The following is a 22,534-nucleotide window of genomic DNA, read 5'->3' as shown; positions in this document are numbered from 1 at the left end:
TTCATGAGCGTCTCGTGGGCTCGGAGATGTGTACAAGAGACAGCCCCCGGTGCGCTCATGAGCAACACCCCCTCCATCGAGCTGTGCGGCCACAAGGTCGGCCCCGGCCAGCGCCTCTTCGTCATCGCCGGCCCGGACAGCATCGAGTCCGAGGAGATGGCCCTGAGACACGCCCACCTGCTCAAGGGCATCACGTCCCGGCTGGGCGTTCCGTATGCCTTCAAATGTTCCTATGACAAAGCCAACCGGACCAGCGGGAAGTCCTTCCGCGGTCCGGGTTTGAAGGAAGGTCTGAGAATCCTGGACCGCGTCCGTCGGGAGGTGGGAGTGCCCGTTCTCACGGACGTCCATGAAACCAGCCACGTCGGGCCTGCCGCTGAAGTCGTGGATATCATCCAGATACCCGCCTTCCTCTGTCGGCAGACGGACCTCGTGGAGGCGGTGGCCCGCTCGGGCAAGGGGGTGAACTTGAAGAAGGGACAGTTCGTGGCCCCCAAGGACATCGTCCACTCGGCGAAGAAAGCAGTGGAGGCGGGCAACCCCAACGTGCTCGTCACCGAGCGCGGTTCCTCCTTCGGCTACAACAACCTCGTCGTGGACATGCGCGGCTTCGCCCAGATGCGCGAGGCCGGCCTCGTGGTCTGCATGGACGCCACCCACGCCGTCCAGCTCCCCAGCTCCAGCGACGGAAAGACAGGCGGCGAGCGCCGGTTCGTCTCGCTGCTCGCCCGCAGCGCCGCCGCCGCCGGGATTGACGCTTTATTCACAGAAGTCCACGAAGACCCCGACCGTGCCCTGTGTGACGGTCCGTGCTCGCTCAATCCACAGATGTTCGAGGACGTGCTACGAGATGTACTCAGCATCCGCCGCGCGCTGGGTCACGAAGCCAGTTGATGCATGCGAAAGGTGAGGAGGCCATGCAGACGGAAGCGCCTTCCAAGCCGGGCAAGGAAGAGCTGACGTCCCGTGCGTCGCGCGTGCGACTGCTCGTGTTCGACGTGGATGGCGTCCTCACCGACGGCGCGCTGTATTACGGCGACAACGGCGAAGTGATGAAGCGCTTCAACGTGAAGGATGGCCATGCGCTCGTCATGGCCCGGCTGGTGGGCCTGCCCGCCGCCATCCTCACCGCGCGCACGTCCCGCATCGTCGAGGCGCGAGGCCGAGAATTGGGCCTCGCCGCCATCTTCCAGGGCCGCAAGGAGAAGGGTCCCGCCTTCCTTGAATTGCTCGCCCAACTCCAGATACCCGCGAATCAGTGCGCGTATATGGGAGACGACCTGAACGACCTGGACCCCATGTCACTCTCAGGGCTGTCCGCCTGTCCGGCGGATGCTGTTCCAGAGGTGCGCCAGGAAGCAGACTTCGTTACGACGAACGTGGGCGGTCACGGAGCCGCCCGTGAGCTTGTGGAGCTGTGCCTCCGTGCCAGTGGCCGTTGGGATGACGCCGTGGGTCTGATGAGAAGCACAGATAAACGCAGCACGTCGTAGGGTGGGTTGATCAAACCCCGCATTCAAGGTAGGTGTTTATTTCCATGGCTAGTGGAACGATGCAGTCCGAGGGGAGTACGGCGATGACGGACCAGCTCTACACGACGCACGACATCAGTCGGTTGCTTCAGGTGGACCCGTCGACGGTGAGCAAGTGGATTGACCGCGGCATCCTGATGGCCTTCCGGACTCCGGGTGGCCACCGCCGGGTGCGTTCGACGGACCTGCGCACCTTCCTGGTCACCCACCAGATGCCCGTGCCCGAGGAGCTGGGTAGCAGCACGGTGCGCCTGCTGGTCGTGGACGACGAGCGCCCGGTGCTGGACGCCATCAAGCGCGCGTTCAAGCCGCACGCGAACCAGGTGGAGCTTCAGACGACCACGAGCGGCGTGGAGGCGCTGCTGCTGGTGTCGGAGCAGAAGCCGCACGGGATGATCATCGACCTCAACATGCCGGACATCGACGGCATCGAGGTCTGCAAGCGCATCCGCGCGCGCAAGCAGATGGAAGGCGTGCGTCTCATCACCATGACGAGCATGCACACGCCCGACGTCGTGGAGCAGTCCAAGCAGGCCGGCGCGGTGGCGTGCCTGGCCAAGCCGCTGGACGTGACTCAGGTGATGGAGCTGTTCCGGGTGCCGCTGGCGCTCAACACCAGCGCTGCTCGCAAGTGATGGGACGGGGGCTTCCGCCGGCCACCGCGGAAGCCCTCGGGTCGCAACGATGCTTGCGGGAGTCGCCGCGCCTCGCGACAGCGAGGGCAGCGGCCTCCCTGATGGGGTGTTGATGCACGCGCATCAACCCTGGACCTTCACCTCGACGACGCGGGGCTTGGTCTCCTCGCGACGCGGCAGGGTGAGGGTGAGCACGCCATTGTCGTAGCGGGCCTCCACGCGGGTCGCGTCCACCGTCTCCGGCAGGCGGAACTGGCGCGCGTACACACCCGAGGCGCGCTCCTGGCGCCGCAGGGCGCTGCCCTCCGGCACGGCTTCGGCCTTGCGCTCGGAGCGCACGGTCAGCACGCCGTCCTCCACCTTCACCTGGATGGCCTTGGCGTCATGGCCCGGCAGGTCCACGCGCAGCGTGATGCCGGACTCGGCCTCCAGGATGTCCGCCGCGGGCGTGACGGTGCGCTCGGCGTCCTCGCGGACGCCCGGCGAGGCCAGCTCGCGGAAGATGAAGTCGAAGTCGCGCAGCAGCGGGTGGGTGACAGCGGCGTTGTTGAAGGGATAGCGAGCGTTCAGCATGGTCGTCTCCTGTTCGTGACGTCCCTGGGGACGCACGTCGTGCGGGTTCACGGTCGTTGTTGAAGTGGGTGGCCGGGACCCTGTTTCCAGGAGCGCCCGGCAGCGCCTCACAAGACTCAAGAGAACCATGCTTCGGGACGTGTCAAGGAACGGCCCCGCACGTCCTGGAGCCCCCGCGAAAGGCCTTCGTACCCGCCTGCCTGCCCTCCTGGCGGGGGGCCAGGCTCAGTCGTCGTCGCGGCCCAACGTGACGGCGGCGCCGTCCTCGCCCCGGGTGACGTGCACCTGCCAGGGGCGGCAGCAGACGGGGCAGTCCTCCACGTAGGACTCGGAGGAGGCGCCCAGCGAGTCCACGTCCACTTCGACCTCTTCGCCGCAGTACGGGCACATCTGGGTGGCGGCGTCCGCGAACGGTTGCATGGTCCAGCCTCCTTGCCTTCAAGCCATGTTCCCCTGCCTTCAAGGCAGGTTCATTGACGTGGACTGAGCGTCCGCGCCATCAGACGCTAGAATCCCCACCCCATGGCTCCCCCTTCCCGGAATCGCATCGCGGACATCCTCGTCAAGGCGCGCGTCATCGACGAGTTGCAGCTACGCAGCGCGCTCGCCTCACTGGACCAGTGGGGCGGACGCGTGTCGCGCGTCATCGCGGACCTGGGGCTGGCGTCCGAGGAGACCATCACCCAGGCCATCTGCCAGGGCCTGGGAATGCCGCGCGTGCAGCTGGGCAACCTGACCAAGGACGCGGCGGCGCTCGCCCGCGTGGAGGTGGGGCTCGCCGAGCAAAAGGGCGTCTTCCCCGTGCAGCTCAAGGACAACGGGAAGACGCTGGTGCTGGCGATGTCCGACCCCACGGACCTGGCCACGTTGGACCAGGTCGCGGCGCGCAGCCGCGCCCGCGTGGTCCCCATGGTGGCGGGCGACCGTGAAATCGAGCACGCCATCCTGCGCCACTACCGCGGCCAGGAGCCGGTGGAGAAGAAGCGCTTCAAGCCCGACTCGAACAAGCAGCAGGACGCGGGCGAACTCCCGGAGGAGGAGGAGTTCAAGGTCGTGGACATGAGCGGCAAGACGGTCGTGAAGCGCATCAGCGACATCGTCGACCCGAACGCCGCGCCGCCGCGAACCCGGGCTCCAGCGCCTCGGACATCCTGGATGAAATCCTCGCGGGCGGCTCGCCCACCTCCGAGTGGACGGAGGAGGACCTGGCCCGCCTGCAGACGGTGCAGCAGAACCAGGAGAAGAGCTCGAAGATCCTCCGCGCCCTGCTGGAGCTCGTCTTCGAGAAGGGCGCAGTGCAGCAGCGCGAGCTGGCCGCGCGCATGCGCCTCTGACCCTGGCTTGTTTCAGCCCACCTCGCGCAGCTCGCGCGCGGTGAGCCCCAGCAGCGTGAGGATGGTGTCCAGCCCGCCGGCGGAGATGGACGTGTCGGCGGCCTCGCGCAGCTTCGGCTTGGCTCGGAAGGCGATGCCCAGCCCCGCCTTCTCCAGCATCAGCAGGTCATTGGCCCCGTCACCCACGGCGATGACCTGCTCCAGCAGGATGCCTTCCTGCTTCGCCAGCGTCTCCAGCAGCTCCGCCTTGCGGCGCGCGTTGACGATGGTGCCCAGGGTGCGGCCGGTGAGCTTCCCGTCCTGGACCTCCAGCACGTTGGAGTACGCGAAGTCGATGCCCAGCCGCTTCTGCAGCGCTTCCGCCGCCACGGAGAAGCCGCCGCTGATGACCGCGGTGCGGTAGCCCAGGCGACGGAGCACGCGGATGAGCGTCTCCGCGCCTTCCGTGAGCGGCAGGTTCGCGGCCAGCTCGTGCAGCACGCGAGCGTCCAGCCCGGCGAGCAGCGCCACGCGCTGACGCAGGGACTCGTCGTAGTCCATCTCCCCGTGCATCGCGCGCTCGGTGATGGCGGCCACCTTCGCGTGGACGCCGTAGGCACGCGCCAGTTCGTCGATGACCTCGATGCGGATGAGCGTGGAGTCCATGTCCATCACCACCATCCGCTTGCCGCGCCGGTAGAGGCTCTCGCGCTGGAGGGCGACATCGAAGGTGGGGCTCGCCATGGACAGCTCCAGCAGCGCGCGCTTGAGCGCTGACGTGTCGGCATCCGGCGGCAGCGTGACGTGGAGCTCCACCGCCGCGAGCGGCGTCTCGCTCAGCCGGGTGATGCGCTCCACGCGCGCGTTCCCCGCCACCAACTTCTGCGTCAGCGCATGCACGTCGTGCACGCCCAGCGCCTTGCCCACCGCGGTGACGACGTAGCGCAGCGGCTCTGGCCCCGGCGCTGGAGACGTGACGGCCGGAGGCACCGCGCGGACGTCCACCGTGACGCCCAGCTCCCGGGCCAGCTCAGGGAGCGCCTGGAGGGACTCTCCGCCTGGCAGACGCACCCACAGGGCCAGGGTGAGCAGGCCCTGCACCACCACCTGCTCCACGTCGAGCAGCTCCGCGCCCGCTTGCGCGAGCAGGCCGGTGAGGCGGACGGTGGTGTCGGGGCCGTCCCTTCCGGTGACGGTGAGGAGGACGCTGTCAGAGGGGCGCGTGTGCATGACGCACCGCACTCTGACAGGTCCATGCGGGGACGGGCGAGCCTCGCGAGGAGGCCCGCCTGCCCGGCCGACGGCTACTCCTGCGGATCCGACGACAGGACGAGCGAGCCGCGATCCAGGTACTCGCGCTCCGGGAAGGCCTTGTAGAAGTCCGCCAGCATCGCGTCCACGTCCGGGTAGCGCTGCTCGCGCCGGTCCTGCGTGGCCTTGTCGAAGAGCTGATCCAACCCGCTGGGCGCCTCCGGGTTCACCTCCGACGGCAGCGGCGAGCGGCGGCCCGGAATCTGACCGGTGAACATCTCGTAGAGCAGGATGCCCAGGGCGTACACGTCCGCGGCGGGACCCGCCTCCTGGACGCCCTTGTTCATCAGCTCCGGCGCCATGTAGACCATGCCGCCCGTGCCCACGAACACCTGGGGCATGCCCTTCGTCGCGTCCACCTCCACCACGCGGCTCATGCCGAAGTCGGAGAGCTTCGCGTTGCCGTACGCGTCGAAGAGGACGTTCTCCGGCTTGATGTTGTGGTGGGTGAGCCCCGCGGCGTGCGCGGCCTTCAAGCCGTACGCCAGCTGCAGGAAGGTGCGCAGCGCGTGCTGCACGTCAATGCCCTTGCCGCCAGCCGCCTCCAGCTTCTCCTTCAGGCTGCCGCGCATCAGCTCCACCACGAAGTAGGGCCGCGCCGAGTCCACGTTCTGGTCGAGGATCTGCACCACGCCCGGGTGGCGAACCTGCGCCTGCGCGCACAGCTCCTTCTTCAGGCGCTTGAGCACCTCACCGCGCTGCAGGAAGGAGAAGTAGCCGAAGATGTCCTTCAGCTCCTTGATGCAGATGTCCAGCCCCAGGGCGTTGTAGCGGCCCTTGAAGACCGTCCCCAGCGGCCCCGTGCCAATGGGGTCGAACTTCTGGTAGCGCAGGTCCAGGTCGCTGGTGCCCTTCGCGGCGGCCGCGGCGGCGAGCGGAGGGGTGATGATGAGCGGTTGGGACGCGCTGGGAACCGGCGCGGTCACGACAACGGGCTGGGACGCGGGCGCCGGCGGCGACCCGATGAAGGTCTCCCGGCGCCCTTCCGCCGGGCCGTCCTGGCGGAACGCCGGCTGGGGCTGCGGCGTCGCGATGGGCGGCGGCTGCGCGGGCTGCATCTGGGTGGCGGCCTGCGCCAGGTCCAACGCCGGCATGGCCACGCGGTGCGTGCGCGACGGCGGCACCGGCGGCGGCCCCACCTGGGACTGGGAGGAGGCCCCGGCCGAGGAGGACGGATCCACCTCCGCCTCGTCCAGGAGCAGCTCCGGCGGCGGCGGCGGGACGTTCATCGGTTCGTCCTCGTCCAGCGGACGGCCGATGTGCGTGGCGTCCTCCGCCGGCAGGAGCTGATCCGCGAAGAAGTCGTCGACCTCTGACGCGAACCGGTCCTGCAGGTCCCCCTCCACCACCCGCTCACCCGTTTCGGTGAGCTTCAGCTGGGCCTCGCGGTCCATGGCGATGTAGTGGAACTTGCGCAGGAAGAAGAAGTAGTTGTCGAACTCCAGCGAAACGGACGGTTCGAGGGCGGCCTTCACGTCGGCCAGCTTGTTCGAGCGTCCCAGGCGGCCGTTCTCCCGCAGATTCTGCAGGATGAGCAGCGCCTCTCCACTGACGGTGTCACGATGGATGGCGGGCTTCGTCATGGGTGCGCGGACTCTACGCGGCACCCGCCCGGCGCTTCAACGTCTGGTGCGACGAAGAAGCGCCTGGGGAATCACCCGGGTCCTACCGGATGCGCAGGAGCTGCTTCACCGTCTCCAGCACTTCCACGAACCGCACGGGCTTGCGCAGGTAGATATCCACCCCCAGCTGCATCGCCCGGTCCTGGGCCTCCTTGCCACCCGCGGAGATCGCGATGACCGGGATGCCCTTGAGCTCCTCTTCCTCCCGGATGCGCTCCACCAGGGCGAAGCCGTCCATCACCGGCATGTAGAGGTCCAGCATCACCAGGCTGAAGCGGTCCTCGCGCAGCCGCAGCAGGGCGTGGTGGCCGTCCGGGGCGAAGTGGACCTCCAGCGGCACCTTCCCGTGCAGGTCGTTGCTCGCGAGCTTCTTCAGCACGTAGCTGTACATCTCGATGATGTGCGGGTTGTCCTCGACGATGAGCACACGGAACCCGTCCTGCTCAGAGGGGGTCACCGCGTTGTCGTTGGGTCCCGCCGCACTCAAGATGTCACCCAGTCGCCGCCGGTCCTGCTCGCTCTCCACACGGATGCCCACGCCGCCCGGCTGATCGGGCGCGGCCAGGCGCACCCACGCCACCGTCCCGGCGACTTCTACCGGATCCAGCAGTCCCGGGAAAGAAAGAGCAAGCCGCAGCTCGTCCCCCACCGCGAAGAGCTGCTCGGTCTGGACGAAGAACCCTCCGGTGGAGAGGTTTTCCGTCACGTCCCGGACCGGGCGCCCATGGGCGTAGTCCACCCGGAGGATGGTGGGGATGCGAGGGTGCTGCCGCTGGTCCGCAGGGTCCAGGCTCATAACAAGGGGTTGAAATCGCTCGGTAATTTGCTGAGGGCGGCCCAGTCTACCGCCGAGGGTTTATGTTGACAACGAAGCCATTGCGGCAATACGTACGGCCCGCCATGGCGGAGCCCCTGTTCACTCCTGAAGAGCAGAAGAAGTTCGACGCGGGGATCGCGGAAATCCTCTCGCACTACCCCTCTGATCGCAAAAGCGCCGGCATGCTTCCCGCGCTGCGCCTGCTGCAGGACCTCAAGGGGTGGTTGCCTCCTGATGGTCTGCGGCTGGTGGCGAAGAACCTGGAGGTCACGCCGGAGCGCGCCTACGAGGTCGCCAGCTTCTACGTGATGTACCACCTCAAGAAGCCGGGCAAGTACGTCATCGACGTCTGCACGAACCTCTCCTGCTCCCTCTGGGGCGCGGAGAAGATGCTCGCGTACCTGGAGCAGAAGCTGGGCCTCACCGCCGGGGAGACGAACGACAAGTTCACCCTGCGCGAGACGGAGTGCCTGGCGTCCTGCGGCACGGCGCCCTGCCTGCAGATCAACGAGGATCACCACGAGCGCCTGACCCAGGCGAAGCTGGACGCCATCCTGGCCCGGCTGTCGTGAGTCGCCCCTCCTCCCCCTCGCTTTCCTAGGACGTTCATCCATGGCCTCTACGGCAAAGGCGGTCGAACCCGTCATCTCGGCGGCCTGGGGCAAGCCCCAGTCCTGGACCCTGGACAGCTACCGCTCGCGCGGTGGCTATGACGGGCTCAAGCGCGCTCTCTCCATGGAGCCCGCCGCCATCATCGACGAGGTGAAGAAGTCCAACCTCCGCGGCCGCGGCGGCGCGGGCTTCCCCACGGGCATGAAGTGGAGCTTCGTCCCCAAGGACAGCCCCAAGCCCAAGTACCTGGCCGTCAACGGGGACGAGTCCGAGCCGGGCACCTTCAAGGACCGCTACATCCTGGAGAACGACCCGCACATGATGCTGGAGGGCATCGCCATCGCGTCGTACGCGCTGGGCGTGCACACCTGCTACGTGTACCTGCGCGGCGAGTTCAAGTTCCAGGCGGAGCGCACCCAGGCCGCCATCGATGAGGCCTACAAGGCCGGCATCTTCGGCAAGACGATGATGGGCAAGGACTTCGCGCTCGACTGCTACGTGGTCCGGGGCGCGGGCGCGTACATCTGCGGCGAGGAGACGGCGCTGCTGGAGTCCCTGGAAGGCAAGAAGGGCTGGCCCCGCCTGAAGCCCCCCTTCCCCGCGGTGGTGGGCCTGTTCGGCAGCCCCACGGTGGTGAACAACGTGGAGACGCTCGCCAGCGTGCCCCCCATCCTCGCCAAGGGCGCGGAGTGGTACGCGAAGCTGGGCACGGACAAGTCCGGCGGCACGCACCTGGTGTGCCTGTCCGGCTCCGTGAACCGCCCCGGCGTCTACGAGGTGGGGATGCACACCACCATCCTGGAGCTGATCCACGACGACCAGTACGGCCAGGGCATGCCCAAGGGCCGCAAGGTCAAGGCGGTCATCCCGGGTGGTTCCTCGGCGCCGGTGCTGGGTGCGGACGAACTGGACGTGGCGCTGGAGTTCGAGGCGCTGAAGATGAAGCAGACGATGGCCGGCTCCGGCGGCGTCATCGTGATGGACGACGCCACCTGCATGGTGCGCAGCCTCTGGCGCGTGGCCCGCTTCTACGCGGAAGAGTCCTGCGGCCAGTGCACCCCGTGCCGCGAGGGCACGCCCTGGCAGACGCGCCTGCTGCGCAAGATCGAGGAAGGCCGCGCGGAGCTGAGCGACATCGACATGCTGTCGAACGTCGCCTCCTCCATCGCGCCCTACCCTCCCATCGGCCTGGGCAACACCATCTGCGCGCTGGGTGACGCGGCGGCGCTGCCCACGCACTCCTTCCTCATGCGGTTCCGGGACGAGTTCGAGGCTCACGTACGGGAGCACCGCTGCCCGTTCGGTGACCACCCCTGGGGTTCCTTCGGAGACTGGTCTTGAACATCGAATTGGTCCTCTTCGGCGTCTTCGCCGTCATGACGCTGCTGTCAGCGGGGCTGGTCATCACCGCGCGGAGCCCCATCAACTCCGCCATGGCCCTGGTGTCGACGTTCTTCTTCCTGGCCGGCATCTACGTGCTGCTCTGGGCGCACACGGTCGCCGCCGTGCAGGTGCTCGTGTACGCGGGCGCCATCATGGTGCTCTTCCTGTTCGTCATCATGCTGCTCAACCTGGGTGACGCCCCGCACCGCGGAAAGCCCACGGCGACGCGGTTCCTGGGTGGCGCCTCCGCGGTGGGCCTGCTGGCCGTGCTGGCCGTGACGCTGGGCCGGCTGAACGCGCAGCCCGCGCAGCTGGACGCGCGGGGCCAGGCGGCGTTCGGCACCATGGCGGCCATCGGCGAGACCATCTTCACCACCTGGCTGTTGCCCTTCGAAGCGGTCAGCCTGCTCCTGCTGGTGGCCATGGTGGGCGCGGTGGTGGTGGCCAAGTCCCGCATCTGATCCTCGCGACCTTCCGGACAACCCAATGGTCCCCATCACCTACTACCTCCTGCTGGCCGCGGCCCTCTTCTGCATGGGCATGTTCGGCGTGCTGGTGCGCACCAACGCGCTGGTCGTCTTCATGTGCGTGGAGCTGATGCTCAACGCGGTCAACCTGACGTTCCTGGCCTTCGCGCGCATGCACGGCGAAGGCACCGGGCACGTGTCCGCCTTCTTCGTCATCGCCGTGGCGGCCGCGGAAGCGGCCATCGGTCTGGCCATCGTCATCGCGGTCTTCCGCAGTCGCGGGTCCGTGAACGTCGACGACATCCGGACGATGAAGCACTAACGCCCCGTCACCCCTGAGCACACCCATGGACGGATCCCTCGTCGAGTTCTTCAGAACCGCACCCATCCCCCCGGAGGTGTTTTCGCCCTCGCTGGGGTTGATCATCCTGCTGCCGCTGCTGGGCGCGTTCGTGTGCGGCGTGTTCGGCAAGTGGCTGGGCCGGGCCAACGTGCACCTGGTGGCGTGCTCCGCCATCGCCGGCGCCTTCGTGCTGAGCCTGCTGGCCTTCTGGGCCACCAGCGACGCGGCCGGCGGGCGCGTGGTGAGCATGGTCAACCCGTTCGGCATCGAGCGGGACACCATCCGCTACGCCATCGCGCACGACTACGGAACGTGGTTCGCCGCCGGTGACTTCCGGGTGAACTTCGGCCTGCTGGTGGACCACCTGTCGGGCATCCTGCTGCTCATCATCACGGGCGTCGGCTTCCTCATCCACCTGTACTCCACCAGCTACATGGAGCACGACGATGGGTACTGGCGCTTCTTCGCGTACCTGAACCTCTTCGTCGCCGCGATGCTCACGCTGGTGATGGCCGACAACCTGGTCCTGCTCTTCGTGGGCTGGGAGGGCGTCGGCATGGCCAGCTACCTGCTCATCGGCTTCTGGTACACGGACAGCGCGAAGGCGTGGGCGGGCCGCAAGGCGTTCGTCACCAACCGCATCGGTGACTTCGCGTTCCTCATCGCCACGTTCCTGCTCATCCTCACGGTGGGCGCCTTCAACCGCCAGGCGGACGCGCGGGACTACAACGCGGCGTCCACGTCGCGCGCTCGCTACGAGCAGGGCATCTCCCAGAAGGGCCCCGTCACCTTCAAGGGCCTGGAGAAGCTGGCCCTGGCCCTGCCGGAAGGCACGGGCGGCGCGGTGTCCCTGGCCACGCCCATCGAGTCCGGGCCGCTGGCGGGCTACACCTTCGGTGGCGTGATGACGTCCATCATGCTGCTGTTCCTGCTGGGCGCCGCGGGCAAGAGCGCGCAGCTGCCGCTCTACGTCTGGCTGCCGGACGCGATGGCCGGCCCGACGCCGGTCTCCGCGCTCATCCACGCCGCCACGATGGTGACCGCGGGCGTGTACCTGTTCTGCCGCATGAGCTCGCTCCTGGTGCTCTCTCCCACCGCCATGGCGACCATCGCCATCGTGGGCGCGCTCACGTCGCTGCTGGCGGCGCTCATCGCCTTCGCGCAGGACGACATCAAGAAGGTGCTCGCCTACTCCACGGTGTCCCAGCTGGGCATCATGTTCATGGGCGTGGGCATGGGCGTCTTCTGGGCCGCCGCGATGCACCTGATGACGCACGCGTTCTTCAAGGCCTGCCTCTTCCTGGGCGCCGGCAGCGTGATGCACGGCAACGGGGACGAGACGGACATCAAGAAGCTGGGCGGCCTGTGGAAGGAGATGAAGTGGACGCACGCCACGTTCCTCATCTCCACGCTGGCCATCACCGGCATCTTCCCCATCATGTCCGGCTTCTTCTCCAAGGACGCCATCTTCCACGGCGTGCACCACAACCACCTGCACGGCCTGGAGTGGGTCTCCACCTTCGTCTACGTGATGGGCCTGCTCATCACCGCGTCCACGGCGTTCTACATGTCGCGCGTCTACCTGCTCACCTTCACGGGCAAGCGGTCCCCGGAAGCGAAGCTGGCGCACGCGCACGAGAGCGCGTGGCACATGACGCTGCCGCTGGTCATCCTGGCGTTCCTCGCCTTCGTGACCTTCGCCTACGCCCTGCCCCTGATGCCCCGCGTGGGCGGCGGGATGCAGCCGGTGTTCGAGAACTTCCTGTCCCCCGTGCTGCGCCCGGCGGAGACGGTGGCCCGCGTGGCCAAGACGGTGCAGCTGGACACCAGCACGCCGACCCTCGGGGACTACGCCTTCGCGTGGATGTGGGCGCTCGCGGGCGGCGCGGCCGCGGCGTTCGCCTACCTGAAGTTCTTCCCCTCGCGAGTGGGCCAGCCCGTGCCGGCGTTCGCCCGCGCGGTGCGCCGCACGGCGCTCAACAAGTTCTACGTGGATGAGCTCTACGAGTTCATCCTCATCCGGCCGGTGAAGTTCGTGGCCTTCATCCTCTTCCGCGTGGTGGACGCGCTCGTCATCGACACGGTGCTGGTGCGCGGCACCGCGTACGTCACGGAGAAGGTGGGCCTCGGGCTGCGCCGGCTCCAGACGGGTGACGCGCAGGCCTACGCCGCCATCATGGCGCTCGCCATCCTGGGCGGCGCGGTCTACGCCCTCGTGCAGGTGCTTTCATGAGCTTCTTCGACACCCACCTGTTGAACGTCGTCATCTACCTGCCGCTCGTGTTCGCGGCGCTGGTGCTGATGCTGCCCGCGTCCGAGCACGGACAGGTCCGCGCCATCACCTTCGTGGGCATGCTGCTGGACCTGGTGTTCGGCGTCTGGGCGTACCTCCGCTTCGAGCCTTCCGGCGCGGAGTTCCAGATGGAGTTCCGCGTCCCGTGGTTCCAGCAGTTCGGGATGAGCTACCACCTGGGCCTGGACGGACTCGCGGCGAGCCTGCTGCTGCTGACGGTGTTCCTGGGGCCGCTGGTGGTGCTCGCCTCCACCACGTACATCAGCCACCGCATCAAGGAGTTCCACCTGGCGCTGCTGGTGCTCCAGACGACGATGCTGGGCGCGCTGGCGTCGATGGACGTCCTGCTCTTCTACATCTTCTTCGAAGCCATGCTCATCCCCATGTACCTGCTGGTGGGCGTGTGGGGCGCCGAGGACCGGCGCATGGCGGCGGTGAAGTTCTTCCTCTACACGCTGGTCGGCTCGCTGCTGATGCTGGTGGCCATCGTGGCGGTGTACTTCGTGAGCGGCGGCCCGGGTGTGCGCTCGTTCGACTACGGCACGCTCTACAACAACCTGCTCGCCGCCAATCAGCAGCTCGCCGCGTGCACCAACGGCCCGGAGGGCTCGTGCGTGGGCCTCTCGCCGCTGGCCGCCACGCTGCAAACCTACGGGCCGTGGATGTTCGCCGCGTTCGCGCTGGCGTTCGCCATCAAGGTCCCCATGTGGCCGGTGCACACCTGGTTGCCGGACGCGCACGTGCAGGCGCCGGTGGCGGGCTCCATGATTCTGGCCGGCGTGATGCTGAAGATGGGCACCTACGGCTTCTGGCGCTTCGCGATCCCGCTCTTCCCCGTGGCGGCGCACGCGGCCCGTCCGTTCCTCGCGGTGCTGGCTGTCATCGGCATCGTGTACGGCGCGCTGATGTGCCTGGCGCAGCGGGACATCAAGAAGCTCATCGCGTACTCGTCCGTCAGCCACCTGGGCTACTGCATGCTGGGCCTGCTCGCCGTCACCGGTGAGGGCGCCACGGGCAGCGCGTACCAGATGCTCAACCACGGCATCTCCACGGGCGCGCTGTTCCTCCTGTTCGGCTTCCTCTACGAGCGTCGCCACACGCGCCTGATGTCGGACTACGGCGGCATCGCCAAGGTGATGCCGGTGTTCACCGCGGCGTTCGTCATCATCACCTTCTCGTCGGTGGCGGTGCCGGGCACCAACGGCTTCATCGGCGAGTTCCTGGTGCTGATGGGCACGTTCAAGAGCACCCTGCCCCTGGGCTTTGGCGCGTTCGCCACGCTGGGCGTCATCCTGGGCGCGGCGTACATGCTGTGGATGGTGCAGAAGGTGTTCTTCGGCAGCATCACGCACCGGGAGAACCAGCACCTGCGCGACATGAACCTGCGCGAGATGCTCACCACGGCCCCCTTCATCGTGCTGGTGGCGGTGATGGGCCTGATGCCGCAGCCCTTCCTGGACCGCATCGCTCCGTCCACGGACCGCTACGTGGCTCGCGCCAGCGTGGGCGCTCCGGGCGCCACCCAGGCGAAGGACGACCAGCTGCGCGTGGAGGTGATGTCCCTGCCCTCCACCGCCGCCGCGGCCCGCCCCTCCGTTCCCGCCGCGCCGCTCGCCGTTCGCGAGTAGGCCCCGAAAGACTCCATGAACCTGCCAAATCTCACCCTGGCGGATTTCCTCCCCATGCTGCCCGCCATCATCATGGTGGTGGCAGCCTGCGTCCTGCTGTTGTCGGAGGTGTTCCTCTCCGCGACGGCGTCCCGCGGCTACCAGGCGGTGCTCACCGTCGTGGCGGCGCTGGCCAGCGGCGCCGTGGCCGTGGGCCTGATGTTCGAGCCGCCGCAGGAGGTGTTCCTCGGCTTCGGCGTGTTGGACCCCTTCTCCAGCTTCCTCACCCTGGTGGTGAGCGTGGGCCTGGGGCTGGCGGCGCTGAGCGCGGTGGGCTTCCTGCGCAAGCGCGGAGCGGAGCGCGGTGAGTTCTACGCGCTGATGCTCTTCGCCTCCGCGGGCATGAGCCTGCTGGCGATGTCGTCGGAGTTCATCACCATCTTCGTCAACATCGAGGTGCTCTCCATCGCGACGTACGCGCTGACGGCGTACCTGCGCCGCGGCACGCGCCCCAGCGAGGCGGGCTTCAAGTACTTCATCCTGGGCGCCTTCTCCTCCGCCGTCCTGCTGTACGGAACGGCGCTGCTGTACGGAGCCACGGGCACGACGAAGCTCAACGACATGGCGGGCCCGCTGCAGCAGGCGCTGTCCACGTCCCCGGCGCTCGTCTACGTGGGCGCGGTGCTCATCGCCGCGGGCTTCGCGTTCAAGGTGGCGGCCGTGCCGTTCCACATGTGGACGCCGGACGTGTACGAGGGCGCTCCCACCCCGGTGACGGCGCTCATGAGCGCGGGCGTGAAGGCGGCGGCGTTCGCGTCGCTGGTCCGCGTGTTCGTCACGGTGGGCAAGGACATGGACCCCAAGCTGCCGCTGATGCTCTTCGCCACGCTGGCGCTGCTCACGATGGTGGCCGGCAACCTGATGGCGATTCCGCAGCGCAACGTGAAGCGCATGCTGGCGTACTCCTCCATCGCGCACGCGGGCTACCTGCTCCTGGGCGTGGCGGCGCTGTTCGTCGTGGCGCCGGGCGAGCACTTCCGCCTGCTGTCCGCGTCCTCGCTGTCCGGTGGCACGCCGCTGGACGTGGCGCGCTCGGACGCGCTGCGCGGCATCCTGTACTACCTGCTGGCGTACACCTTCAGCGCGACGGGCGCCTTCGCCATGGTGTCCGCGCTGGAGCGCCGCGAGGACGAGGAGAAGGGAACCGCGTGGGACCTGGAGCGCTTCGCGGGCCTCGCGCAGCGCCGTCCGGGTTGGGCGTTCGCCATGGCGGCCTTCATGCTGTCCCTGGGCGGCATCCCCCCCACGGTGGGCTTCATGAGCAAGCTGCTCATCTTCCAGGCCGCCATCGACGTGGGCCTGGTGGGCCTCACGGTGGTCGCGGTGCTCAGCAGCGCGGCGGGCGCGTATTACTACCTGCGCGTCGTGGTCTACATGTTCATGCACCCCGTCCCCGAAGGCGCCCAGCCGCTGGAGCGCAACTGGGGCACCGAGGCCGCGCTGGTCATCTCCACCGTCGCCGTCGTGCTGCTGGGCATCCTCCCCGGCCACGTCACCGACTGGCTGGCCCAGGCCGGCACGCTGTTCGGTCAGTAGCCGTTCGCCGGCAGCTCGCGGCACCCGACGCCCGCCTCGGCCCCTGGCCCTGGCGGGCGTTGTCGTTGCGGGGCGTGGCTCACGGCGTCAAACGCCGCGCGCATTGCAGAAGTGAAATGGATCCGCGCCGCGTCATGCGGGCGGCTGCAACGCGGCGATGATGCAGGGAGCGGAAAAGAAGGCGGCCCGGCACCCGTGAGGGTGTCGGGCCGCGGGTCTTCTCAAGGTAACGCACCGGAAGTGCTGAAAGGGTGGGGGGGAACCACTTTCAACCTCGCTTCGATGCGTCCCGAGCCTAACCCTTAGCAGGTGCCATGCCAGAGCCCGTTTGGGACGAAACTCTAGAGTTCTCAAGCACTTGGACGACCGGGCAACAGTTTCGCCCCATTGCAGCCCTGAAATCGCGTTTCAGGGATGAAAACAATCAACGAATTCAGGAGGTTGGTTTTTTCATCCCTGAACGCAGGTGATTTCGGATCTGCACTCGTACTGGGAGGCAGGTACGAGTTCGCTGGCAGGCTATTCGCGGGCACCGGCGGGAGGCCGCAGGTTGAGCCGCTTCATCTTCCGCCACAGCGTGGTGGAGGAGACGCCCAGCTCGTCCGCCACGCGGGCCAGGTCCACGCCGTGGCGCTCCAGGGCCAGGACGATGGCCCGGCGCTCCGCGTCCTCCACCACCTCCGCCAGCGTGGGGCCCGTGGCCTCCGTGCTGGTGGGCCGCACGACGTCGGTGGGGGGCAGGCCCATGGCCTCGGGCAAAGGCGCTTCAGTCGGAGGCGCGGCGGCGAGCACGCGGCCCTGGGGGCGCAGCGGGAAGTCCTCGGGGAGCAGTTCGTCCGCTTCGGCGAGCGCGGCGGCCTGCTCCACCAGGTTCTCCAGCTCGCGCACGTTGCCGGGGAAGTCGTACGTCATCAGGTGCTCCACGGCGGTGGCGGACAGGCGCCGGGGCCGGGGGCTGCGGTTGTTGGCCCGGTCCAGGAAGTGCTGCGCCAGCGCGGGCACGTCCTCCAGGCGCTCGCGCAGCGGGGGCACGCGCAGGAGCACCACGTTGAGGCGGTAGTAGAGGTCCTGACGGAAGCGCTTCTCCTTCACCTCCAGCTCGATGTCGCGGTTGGTGGCCGCCGCGATTCGCACGTTCACGCGCAGCGCGGTGGACTCCCCCACGCGGCGCACCTCGCCGTCCTGGAGCGTGCGCAAGAGCTTGGACTGGAAGGTGGGGCTCGTCTCCGTCACCTCGTCGATGAAGAGCGTGCCGTTGTCCGCCTCCTCGAAGAGGCCGCGGCGCGTCTTCACCGCGCCCGTGAAGGCGCCTTTGGCGTGACCGAAGAGCTCGCTCTCCAGCAGCGTCTCGCTGATGGCCGCGCAGTTGACGGGCACGAAGGGCTGCTTGCTGCGGCGGCTGTGCACGTGGAGCGCGCGGGCCACCAGCTCCTTGCCCGTGCCGCTCTCGCCCTGGATGAGGACGGTGGCGTCGCTCTGGGCGACGCGCATCAGGCGCGTGGTGAGCTCGCGCATGGCCTGGCTGCGGCCCACCAGCGCGGACAGGCCGTGGCGTTCGTTGAACTCCGTGGCCAGGTTGTCCACCGCCGCCTGGAGCCGGGCGCGCTCCAGGGCGCGCTCCACGCGGTAGCGCAGCTCGCCTTCCTTGAAGGGCTTGGTGACGTAGTCGTAGGCCCCCAGGCGCATGGCCTCCACCGCGCTGTCGATGGAGCCGAAGGCCGTCATCATGATGACCTGGAGGCGGGGCGAGGCCTCCAGCGCACGCTTGAGCAGCGTGAGCCCGTCCATGGGCTCCATCTTCAGGTCCGTGAGGAGCAGGTCCACGCGCGCCTTCGCGAGCCGGAGGAGCGCCTCCTCGCCAGTGGCGGCTTCGGCGACCTCGTAGCCCTCCTGTTTCAGGAGCAGCGCGGTGGTGGCGCGCATGTTTTTCTGGTCGTCCACCACGAGGATGTAGCCTCGGGGAACCGGAGTGGTCGCGTCGGTCATGAGAAGGACTGGGGCTGCGTGAGCGGCAGCCAGAAGGTGAAGGTGGTTCCGCGTCCGGGGGCGCTCTCCACGGCGATTTCGCCGCGGTGCTCCTCCAGGATGCGCTTCACCACCGCCAGCCCCAGGCCGGTGCCCTGGGCCTTGGTGGTGAAGAAGGGTTCGAAGACGCGGTGGAGCAGCTCCGCCGGGATGCCCGGCCCCTGGTCCATCACGTCGATGCGCAGCTGCTCGCGGCCTCCGTGCGTGTCCCGGCGCCCACGCACCCGCACGTCGCCGCCCTGGGGCATGGACTGGATGGCGTTGACGGCCACGTTGAACAGGGCCTGGCGGATCTGCCGCCGGTCCATGGGCACCGCGGAGAGGCCGGGATCCACCTCCACGGAGATGTACACCGGACGCTCCGTGGGAGCCTGCGCCCGCGCCGCCTCGAACGCGTCCTGGAGCACGCGCAAGAGGTCCTCCGGCTGGAGCACCGGGTTGCGCGGGCGGGTGAAGTCCAGCAGGTCCGCCACCATGCGGTTGAGGCGGTCGCTCTCCTCCGCGACGATGTCCAACAGCATGGCCGTGTCCCCCCCGGGGTTCATGATGCGCCGGAGCGTGGCCACCGCGTTGAAGATGACGCCCAGGGGATTGCGCACCTCGTGGGCGACGATGGCGGACAGCTCGCCCAGCGCGGCGAAGCGCTCGCGCTTCACCATCTCCGCGCGGGTGGCGGCCAGTTCCGCGTAGCTGGCCCACAGCGATTCGTAGAGGCGCGCGTTGGCGATGGACAGCGCCAGCTGGCCGCACGTCGCCTCCGCCAGCTCAATCAGCTCCGGGCCGAAGGGGCGCGGGCCGCGCACGTCGTCCACCAGCACCACGCCGATGAGCTCCTCGCGCGAGGTCAGCGGCAGGCCCAGGAGCGCCTTCTCCCCCAGCCGGTCGATGAGCACCGCGCTCACGGAGGTGCTCGCGGACGTCAGGTCCTCCACCGCGATGGGCTTGCGCTCCTGCGCCACGCGCGCGGCCAGGTCGTCGCTGTCGAGCGGCACCACCACCGTGCGGAACATGTCGCGGTGGGTCGCCGACGCCGCCGCGCCGCGCAGCACCTTGGCCTGCTCGTCGTAGAGCAGGATGAAGCAGTTGGACACGTCCAGCAGGTGCACCAGGAAGTCGGACGCGACGTCCAGGATGCTCGCCGTCTCCAGCACGCCGGATGTGGTGCGCGCCAGGTCCAGCAGGAGGCGCGTCTCCGTGAGCTGGCGCGCGGACTCGGCGCGGAGGCGGCGCTGCTCCAGGAGCGTCACCAGCAGCTCCGCGAGCGTGGACAACAGCCGCGCGTCTCGCTCGTCGAAGGGCCGCTCCTTCGCGCGCAGCGCCTGCACCACGCCCACGCTCTCACCGCCGCGGGTGAGCCGCGCCGCCGTCCCGCTGCCCAGGCGGCCCTGGGACAGGGTCTCCAGCGCGCGCCCCTGCGACTCGGAGGACAGCACGCCCCCGTCCTCCCGCAGCGACGCGGCCAGCAGCACGCCGGTGGCGCGCACGGCCTCCGCGTCACTCCCCTCCTCCAGCCCCACGTGGGCGGAGAGCCGGGGGGCCTCCCCTGGTTCGGGGACGACGTGCAGCGCCACCGCGCGGGCCTGGAGCAGCTCCGCCACTCGCGCGAGGAACGTCTCCGGCGGCGGGGGCACGGGCTGCGCCACGAAGCGCGCCATCTCCGCCACCGACTCCACCTCCCAGCGGCTGCGCGCGCCGTCCGCCTGGAGGTGGGCGTCCGCGAGCGCCGCGCCCACCACCTTCGCGAACAGCGTCAGCACCGAGCCGTGCCGGGGCGCCACCCACGGGCCCGCCACCCAGAGCACCTCCGACTGCGGCCCGCCCACCGGCAGGTACGCGTGCGTGGGCTGCGCATGGTCCGCGCCGCCGAACACCGGCCGCCCGTCCGACAGCGCCTCCAGCGCCAGGTGCGAATCCGCCGGAATGGACACTCCGTCGCGCACCACCCACCGCGTGCCGTCCCAGCGCAGGAGCCGCGCCCGGAAGCCCGCGGCCTCCAGGCCCGCCAGCGCCACGCGCCGCACGCCCTCCTCCGAGCGCGCGGACACCAGCCCCGCGGACGTGTCCACCAACCGCTCCGCCACCACCAGCTCCCGGGGGCGCTCCGCCACCACCATGCAGCTGAGCAGCAGGGCGAAACGCCCGTTGTCCAGCCGCAGGGGGTTGGCCTGCACGTAGACCTCGCCCGTCGCCCCGTGGACGCTGAATATCTTGTAGAGCTGCGGACGCCCGTCCAGCGGCGCACCCGTGGCCACCCGGTGGAAGCGGTCTCCCATCCGGCTGCGCTCCTCCGGCTGCACGAAGTCCAGGAAGGAACGCCCCTCCACCTGCTCCACGGGCAGTCCCAACAGCCGCGCGTACGCGGCATTGGCCACCCAGACGTGCCCCTCGCCCTCCACCACCAGCACGGGCTGGGTGAAGGCATCCACCAGGGCACGCAGTTCCTGCTCGCTGTAGGCCTTGTCACTCATCCGCGACGCAGCACCCGTTTGTCCCCCACCCTCAGCGTCACCTTCTCCCGGTCGAAGTACTCCGACAGGGGGATGGTGAACTTGCGGCTCTGGCCCACCAGTTCCTTGAAGCCCTGCGTGGAAATCTCCTTCTGGTCCTTCAGGTACGTCACCAGCCGTCCGCGCAGGTCCTCCAGCGCGCCCGTGTCGAAGCACAGTTCCTCGCTCACCCGCACGCCAGTGCCTGACGCCACCAGCACCTTCAACAACTCCTGCAGCTTCGCGGGCGGGAGCCCCAACTTCTGCGACAGCTCCGTGACGGTGGGCGGCGCGAGCCCCGCCGCGGACAGCTCCGCGGACAGGCGCGTGCGCGCGGCCTCGTCGCCCAGCGTGAGCGTACGGCCCCGGCCCTTGAGGCGCACCAGGTCCTTCTCCGCCTCCACGCCGCTGGAGTCCACCAGCGCCTGCACCACGCGTTGGAACAAGCGCGCGTCCAGTTGGGCGGAGAGCCGCTGACGGAGCTCCTCGCGGGACAGGCCCTCGCGCATGGGCTCACGTTCATGGAACGCGGCGAGCAGCGCGAGCGAGCGCTGGCGCAGTCCCTCGAACACGTCCTGCGCCACGTAGAGCCGCCGGTCGCGGTCCACCAGCAGCACCTGCCCCTTCGCGCCCAGCAGCTCCAGCGTGCGCGTGAGCACCTTGGGCGAAAGCCCCGAGCGGCCGAACAGCTCCGTCTGCGTGAGCCCCGCGTAGCCCGCCTGCCTGAGGAGCCACCCCACCTGCCCGGCCGCGTCCGCCTCCAGGAGCGGCCGCACCACCGACGACGCACCCTTGCGCCGGCGCGGCGGCGTGATGGAGAGCACGCGGCCCCCGGCCACCGTGGCGCCCCGTCCCGGCAGCGCGCGCGAGCCGCGCAGGATGAAGCGCTGGCCCACGAGCGCGCCCACCGGAGACTCCAGCCGCAGCTGCGCGAGCCCCGTCTCCCCCGGCGAAAGCGACTCCAGGTCCAGCAGCGCCACCGTGGCCTCCACCTGCGCGGTGCCCAGGTGCAGCAGCAGCTTGCGGCGCTTGGGCAGCGGGACTTCCGCGGCGGGCAGCAGCGTCAGCTCCACGTCCAGCATGGACGTCTCCGGCAGCTCGCCCGCGCGCGTGAGCACCATGCCCCGGTGCACGTCCTCCGTCTGCACGTCCGTCACGTTCACCGCCGCGCGCTGCCCCGCCTCCACGCGCGCCACCGGCTGGCCGTGCACCTGCACGCCGCGGACGCGAAAGGGGCCCGGACGCGCACCGGCCACCGAGGGAAGCAGCGACACCGCGTCATCCACCGCCAGCGCGCCGGACAACAGCGTGCCCGTCACCACCGTGCCGAAGCCCTTGATGGTGAAGGCCCGGTCCACCGGGAGGAACACGGGGCCCTCCGAGGGACGCCGTGGCAGTGAAGCGCCCGCGCTCGCGAGCGCCGCCTTCAGCTCCGGCAGGCCCTGCCCCGTGCGCGAGGACACCGGCACCACGGGCGCGGTCTCCAGGAAGGTGCCGACGGTGAGCGCGGCGAGGTCCGCCTCCACCAGCGCGCGCCAGTCGTCGCCCAGGCCCTCCAGCAGGTCCGCCTTGGTGAGCGCGACGACGCCCGCCTTCACGCCGAGCAGGCGGCAGATGTCCAGGTGCTCGCGCGTCTGGGGCATGACACCTTCGTCCGCCGCGACCACCAGCACGGCCAGGTCCACGCCACCCGCGCCCGCGGCCATGGCCTTCACGAAGCGCTCGTGGCCGGGCACGTCCACCACGCCCGCCACCTGCCCGTCCGGGAGCGGCAGGTGGGCGAAGCCCAGCTCCAGGGTGATGCCCCGCCGCTTCTCCTCCGGGAGCCGGTCGGTGTCGGTGCCCGTCAGCGCCTTCACGAGGGACGTCTTGCCGTGGTCGATGTGCCCCGCCGTCCCGATGATCATCGCCGCGTCAAC

General features: G+C 69.1%; 18 protein-coding genes and 1 pseudogene. 11 read left to right on the top strand and 8 right to left on the bottom strand.

Going from position 1 to position 22,534, the window contains the following annotated elements; all coding sequences use genetic code 11:
* Positions 1-57: 57 nt before the first annotated feature.
* From kdsA to D7Y11_RS06245, 3 genes are read left to right on the top strand one after another with little or no spacing between them, the layout of a single operon-like run.
* Positions 58-894, top strand: coding sequence for a 3-deoxy-8-phosphooctulonate synthase (gene kdsA, locus D7Y11_RS06255; protein WP_120581567.1), 837 nt, complete (start codon positions 58-60; stop codon positions 892-894).
* Between the two features lie 23 nt (positions 895-917).
* Positions 918-1,493, top strand: a complete 576-nt coding sequence (locus tag D7Y11_RS06250) for an HAD family hydrolase (protein ID WP_120581569.1) — start codon at positions 918-920, stop codon at positions 1,491-1,493.
* 44 nt (positions 1,494-1,537) lie between these two features.
* Positions 1,538-2,167 (top strand): response regulator, encoded by a 630-nt coding sequence (locus D7Y11_RS06245; protein WP_120562008.1) that lies wholly within the window; start codon positions 1,538-1,540, stop codon positions 2,165-2,167.
* 123 nt (positions 2,168-2,290) lie between these two features.
* Here the strand turns inward: D7Y11_RS06245 and D7Y11_RS06240 are convergent, their stop codons facing one another.
* A complete protein-coding gene (locus D7Y11_RS06240) occupies positions 2,291-2,740 on the bottom strand; it encodes an Hsp20/alpha crystallin family protein (RefSeq protein ID WP_233597535.1) in 450 nt (149 codons plus the stop codon).
* A 225-nt stretch (positions 2,741-2,965) separates the two neighbouring features.
* Positions 2,966-3,160 carry a CPXCG motif-containing cysteine-rich protein gene (locus D7Y11_RS06235; RefSeq protein ID WP_120581566.1) on the bottom strand — a complete coding sequence of 65 codons (195 nt, stop codon included), beginning with the start codon at positions 3,158-3,160 and terminating at the stop codon, positions 2,966-2,968.
* 102 nt (positions 3,161-3,262) lie between these two features.
* On the opposite strand from D7Y11_RS06235, the pseudogene D7Y11_RS45135 reads away from it, so the two are divergent.
* Positions 3,263-3,649: pseudogene (locus tag D7Y11_RS45135) on the top strand (hypothetical protein); the annotation flags it as partial.
* A gap of 437 nt (positions 3,650-4,086) precedes the next feature.
* Here the strand turns inward: D7Y11_RS45135 and serB are convergent.
* The 3 genes from serB to D7Y11_RS06215 form a co-directional block, all read right to left on the bottom strand.
* Positions 4,087-5,283: a phosphoserine phosphatase SerB gene (gene serB, locus D7Y11_RS06225; protein ID WP_121752293.1), complete on the bottom strand. Its 1,197-nt coding sequence runs from the start codon at positions 5,281-5,283 to the stop codon at positions 4,087-4,089.
* 74 nt (positions 5,284-5,357) lie between these two features.
* A complete protein-coding gene (locus D7Y11_RS06220; RefSeq protein WP_126933243.1) occupies positions 5,358-6,947 on the bottom strand; it encodes a serine/threonine-protein kinase in 1,590 nt (529 codons plus the stop codon).
* A gap of 82 nt (positions 6,948-7,029) precedes the next feature.
* Positions 7,030-7,782: a TIGR02266 family protein gene (locus tag D7Y11_RS06215; protein WP_120579120.1), complete on the bottom strand. Its 753-nt coding sequence runs from the start codon at positions 7,780-7,782 to the stop codon at positions 7,030-7,032.
* A 104-nt stretch (positions 7,783-7,886) separates the two neighbouring features.
* On the opposite strand from D7Y11_RS06215, the gene nuoE reads away from it, so the two are divergent.
* Genes nuoE through D7Y11_RS06180 form a run of 7 tightly spaced genes read left to right on the top strand, consistent with a single transcriptional unit; the run spans position 7,887 to position 16,104 of the window.
* Complete coding sequence (gene nuoE, locus D7Y11_RS06210; RefSeq protein ID WP_120579121.1) at positions 7,887-8,375, top strand: NAD(P)H-dependent oxidoreductase subunit E; 489 nt, start codon at positions 7,887-7,889, stop codon at positions 8,373-8,375.
* A gap of 40 nt (positions 8,376-8,415) precedes the next feature.
* Positions 8,416-9,756, top strand: coding sequence for an NADH-quinone oxidoreductase subunit NuoF (gene nuoF, locus D7Y11_RS06205; RefSeq protein ID WP_126933242.1), 1,341 nt, complete (start codon positions 8,416-8,418; stop codon positions 9,754-9,756).
* Entirely contained in the window at positions 9,753-10,259 is a 507-nt protein-coding gene (locus D7Y11_RS06200) for an NADH-quinone oxidoreductase subunit J (RefSeq protein ID WP_120579123.1), read from the top strand. The genes nuoF and D7Y11_RS06200 overlap by 4 nt, the downstream gene beginning before the upstream one ends.
* Before the next feature lie 25 nt (positions 10,260-10,284).
* Positions 10,285-10,587 carry an NADH-quinone oxidoreductase subunit NuoK gene (nuoK, locus tag D7Y11_RS06195; RefSeq protein WP_120527355.1) on the top strand — a complete coding sequence of 101 codons (303 nt, stop codon included), beginning with the start codon at positions 10,285-10,287 and terminating at the stop codon, positions 10,585-10,587.
* Between the two features lie 25 nt (positions 10,588-10,612).
* Complete coding sequence (nuoL, locus tag D7Y11_RS06190; RefSeq protein WP_120594063.1) at positions 10,613-12,841, top strand: NADH-quinone oxidoreductase subunit L; 2,229 nt, start codon at positions 10,613-10,615, stop codon at positions 12,839-12,841.
* Positions 12,838-14,529, top strand: a complete 1,692-nt coding sequence (locus D7Y11_RS06185) for a NuoM family protein (protein ID WP_120579125.1) — start codon at positions 12,838-12,840, stop codon at positions 14,527-14,529. Before nuoL ends, D7Y11_RS06185 begins: the two co-directional genes overlap by 4 nt.
* A 15-nt stretch (positions 14,530-14,544) precedes the next feature.
* Complete coding sequence (locus D7Y11_RS06180) at positions 14,545-16,104, top strand: NADH-quinone oxidoreductase subunit N (protein WP_120579126.1); 1,560 nt, start codon at positions 14,545-14,547, stop codon at positions 16,102-16,104.
* 519 nt (positions 16,105-16,623) lie between these two features.
* On the opposite strand, the gene D7Y11_RS06175 is transcribed toward D7Y11_RS06180, so the two are convergent.
* The 3 genes from D7Y11_RS06175 to selB are packed head-to-tail and all read right to left on the bottom strand — an operon-like array spanning position 16,624 to position 22,522.
* A complete protein-coding gene (locus tag D7Y11_RS06175) occupies positions 16,624-18,090 on the bottom strand; it encodes a sigma-54 dependent transcriptional regulator (protein ID WP_121752295.1) in 1,467 nt (488 codons plus the stop codon).
* Complete coding sequence (locus D7Y11_RS06170; RefSeq protein WP_121752296.1) at positions 18,087-20,597, bottom strand: ATP-binding protein; 2,511 nt, start codon at positions 20,595-20,597, stop codon at positions 18,087-18,089. The genes D7Y11_RS06175 and D7Y11_RS06170 overlap by 4 nt, the downstream gene beginning before the upstream one ends.
* Positions 20,594-22,522 carry a selenocysteine-specific translation elongation factor gene (gene selB, locus D7Y11_RS06165; RefSeq protein ID WP_120579129.1) on the bottom strand — a complete coding sequence of 643 codons (1,929 nt, stop codon included), beginning with the start codon at positions 22,520-22,522 and terminating at the stop codon, positions 20,594-20,596. The genes D7Y11_RS06170 and selB overlap by 4 nt, the downstream gene beginning before the upstream one ends.
* Positions 22,523-22,534: the final 12 nt, after the last annotated feature.

Origin of the sequence: Corallococcus sp. AB018 (assembly GCF_003986945.1) — a bacterium.
Lineage (GTDB): Bacteria > Myxococcota > Myxococcia > Myxococcales > Myxococcaceae > Corallococcus > Corallococcus exiguus.
This window is presented reverse-complemented; position numbering and strand designations above follow the sequence as displayed.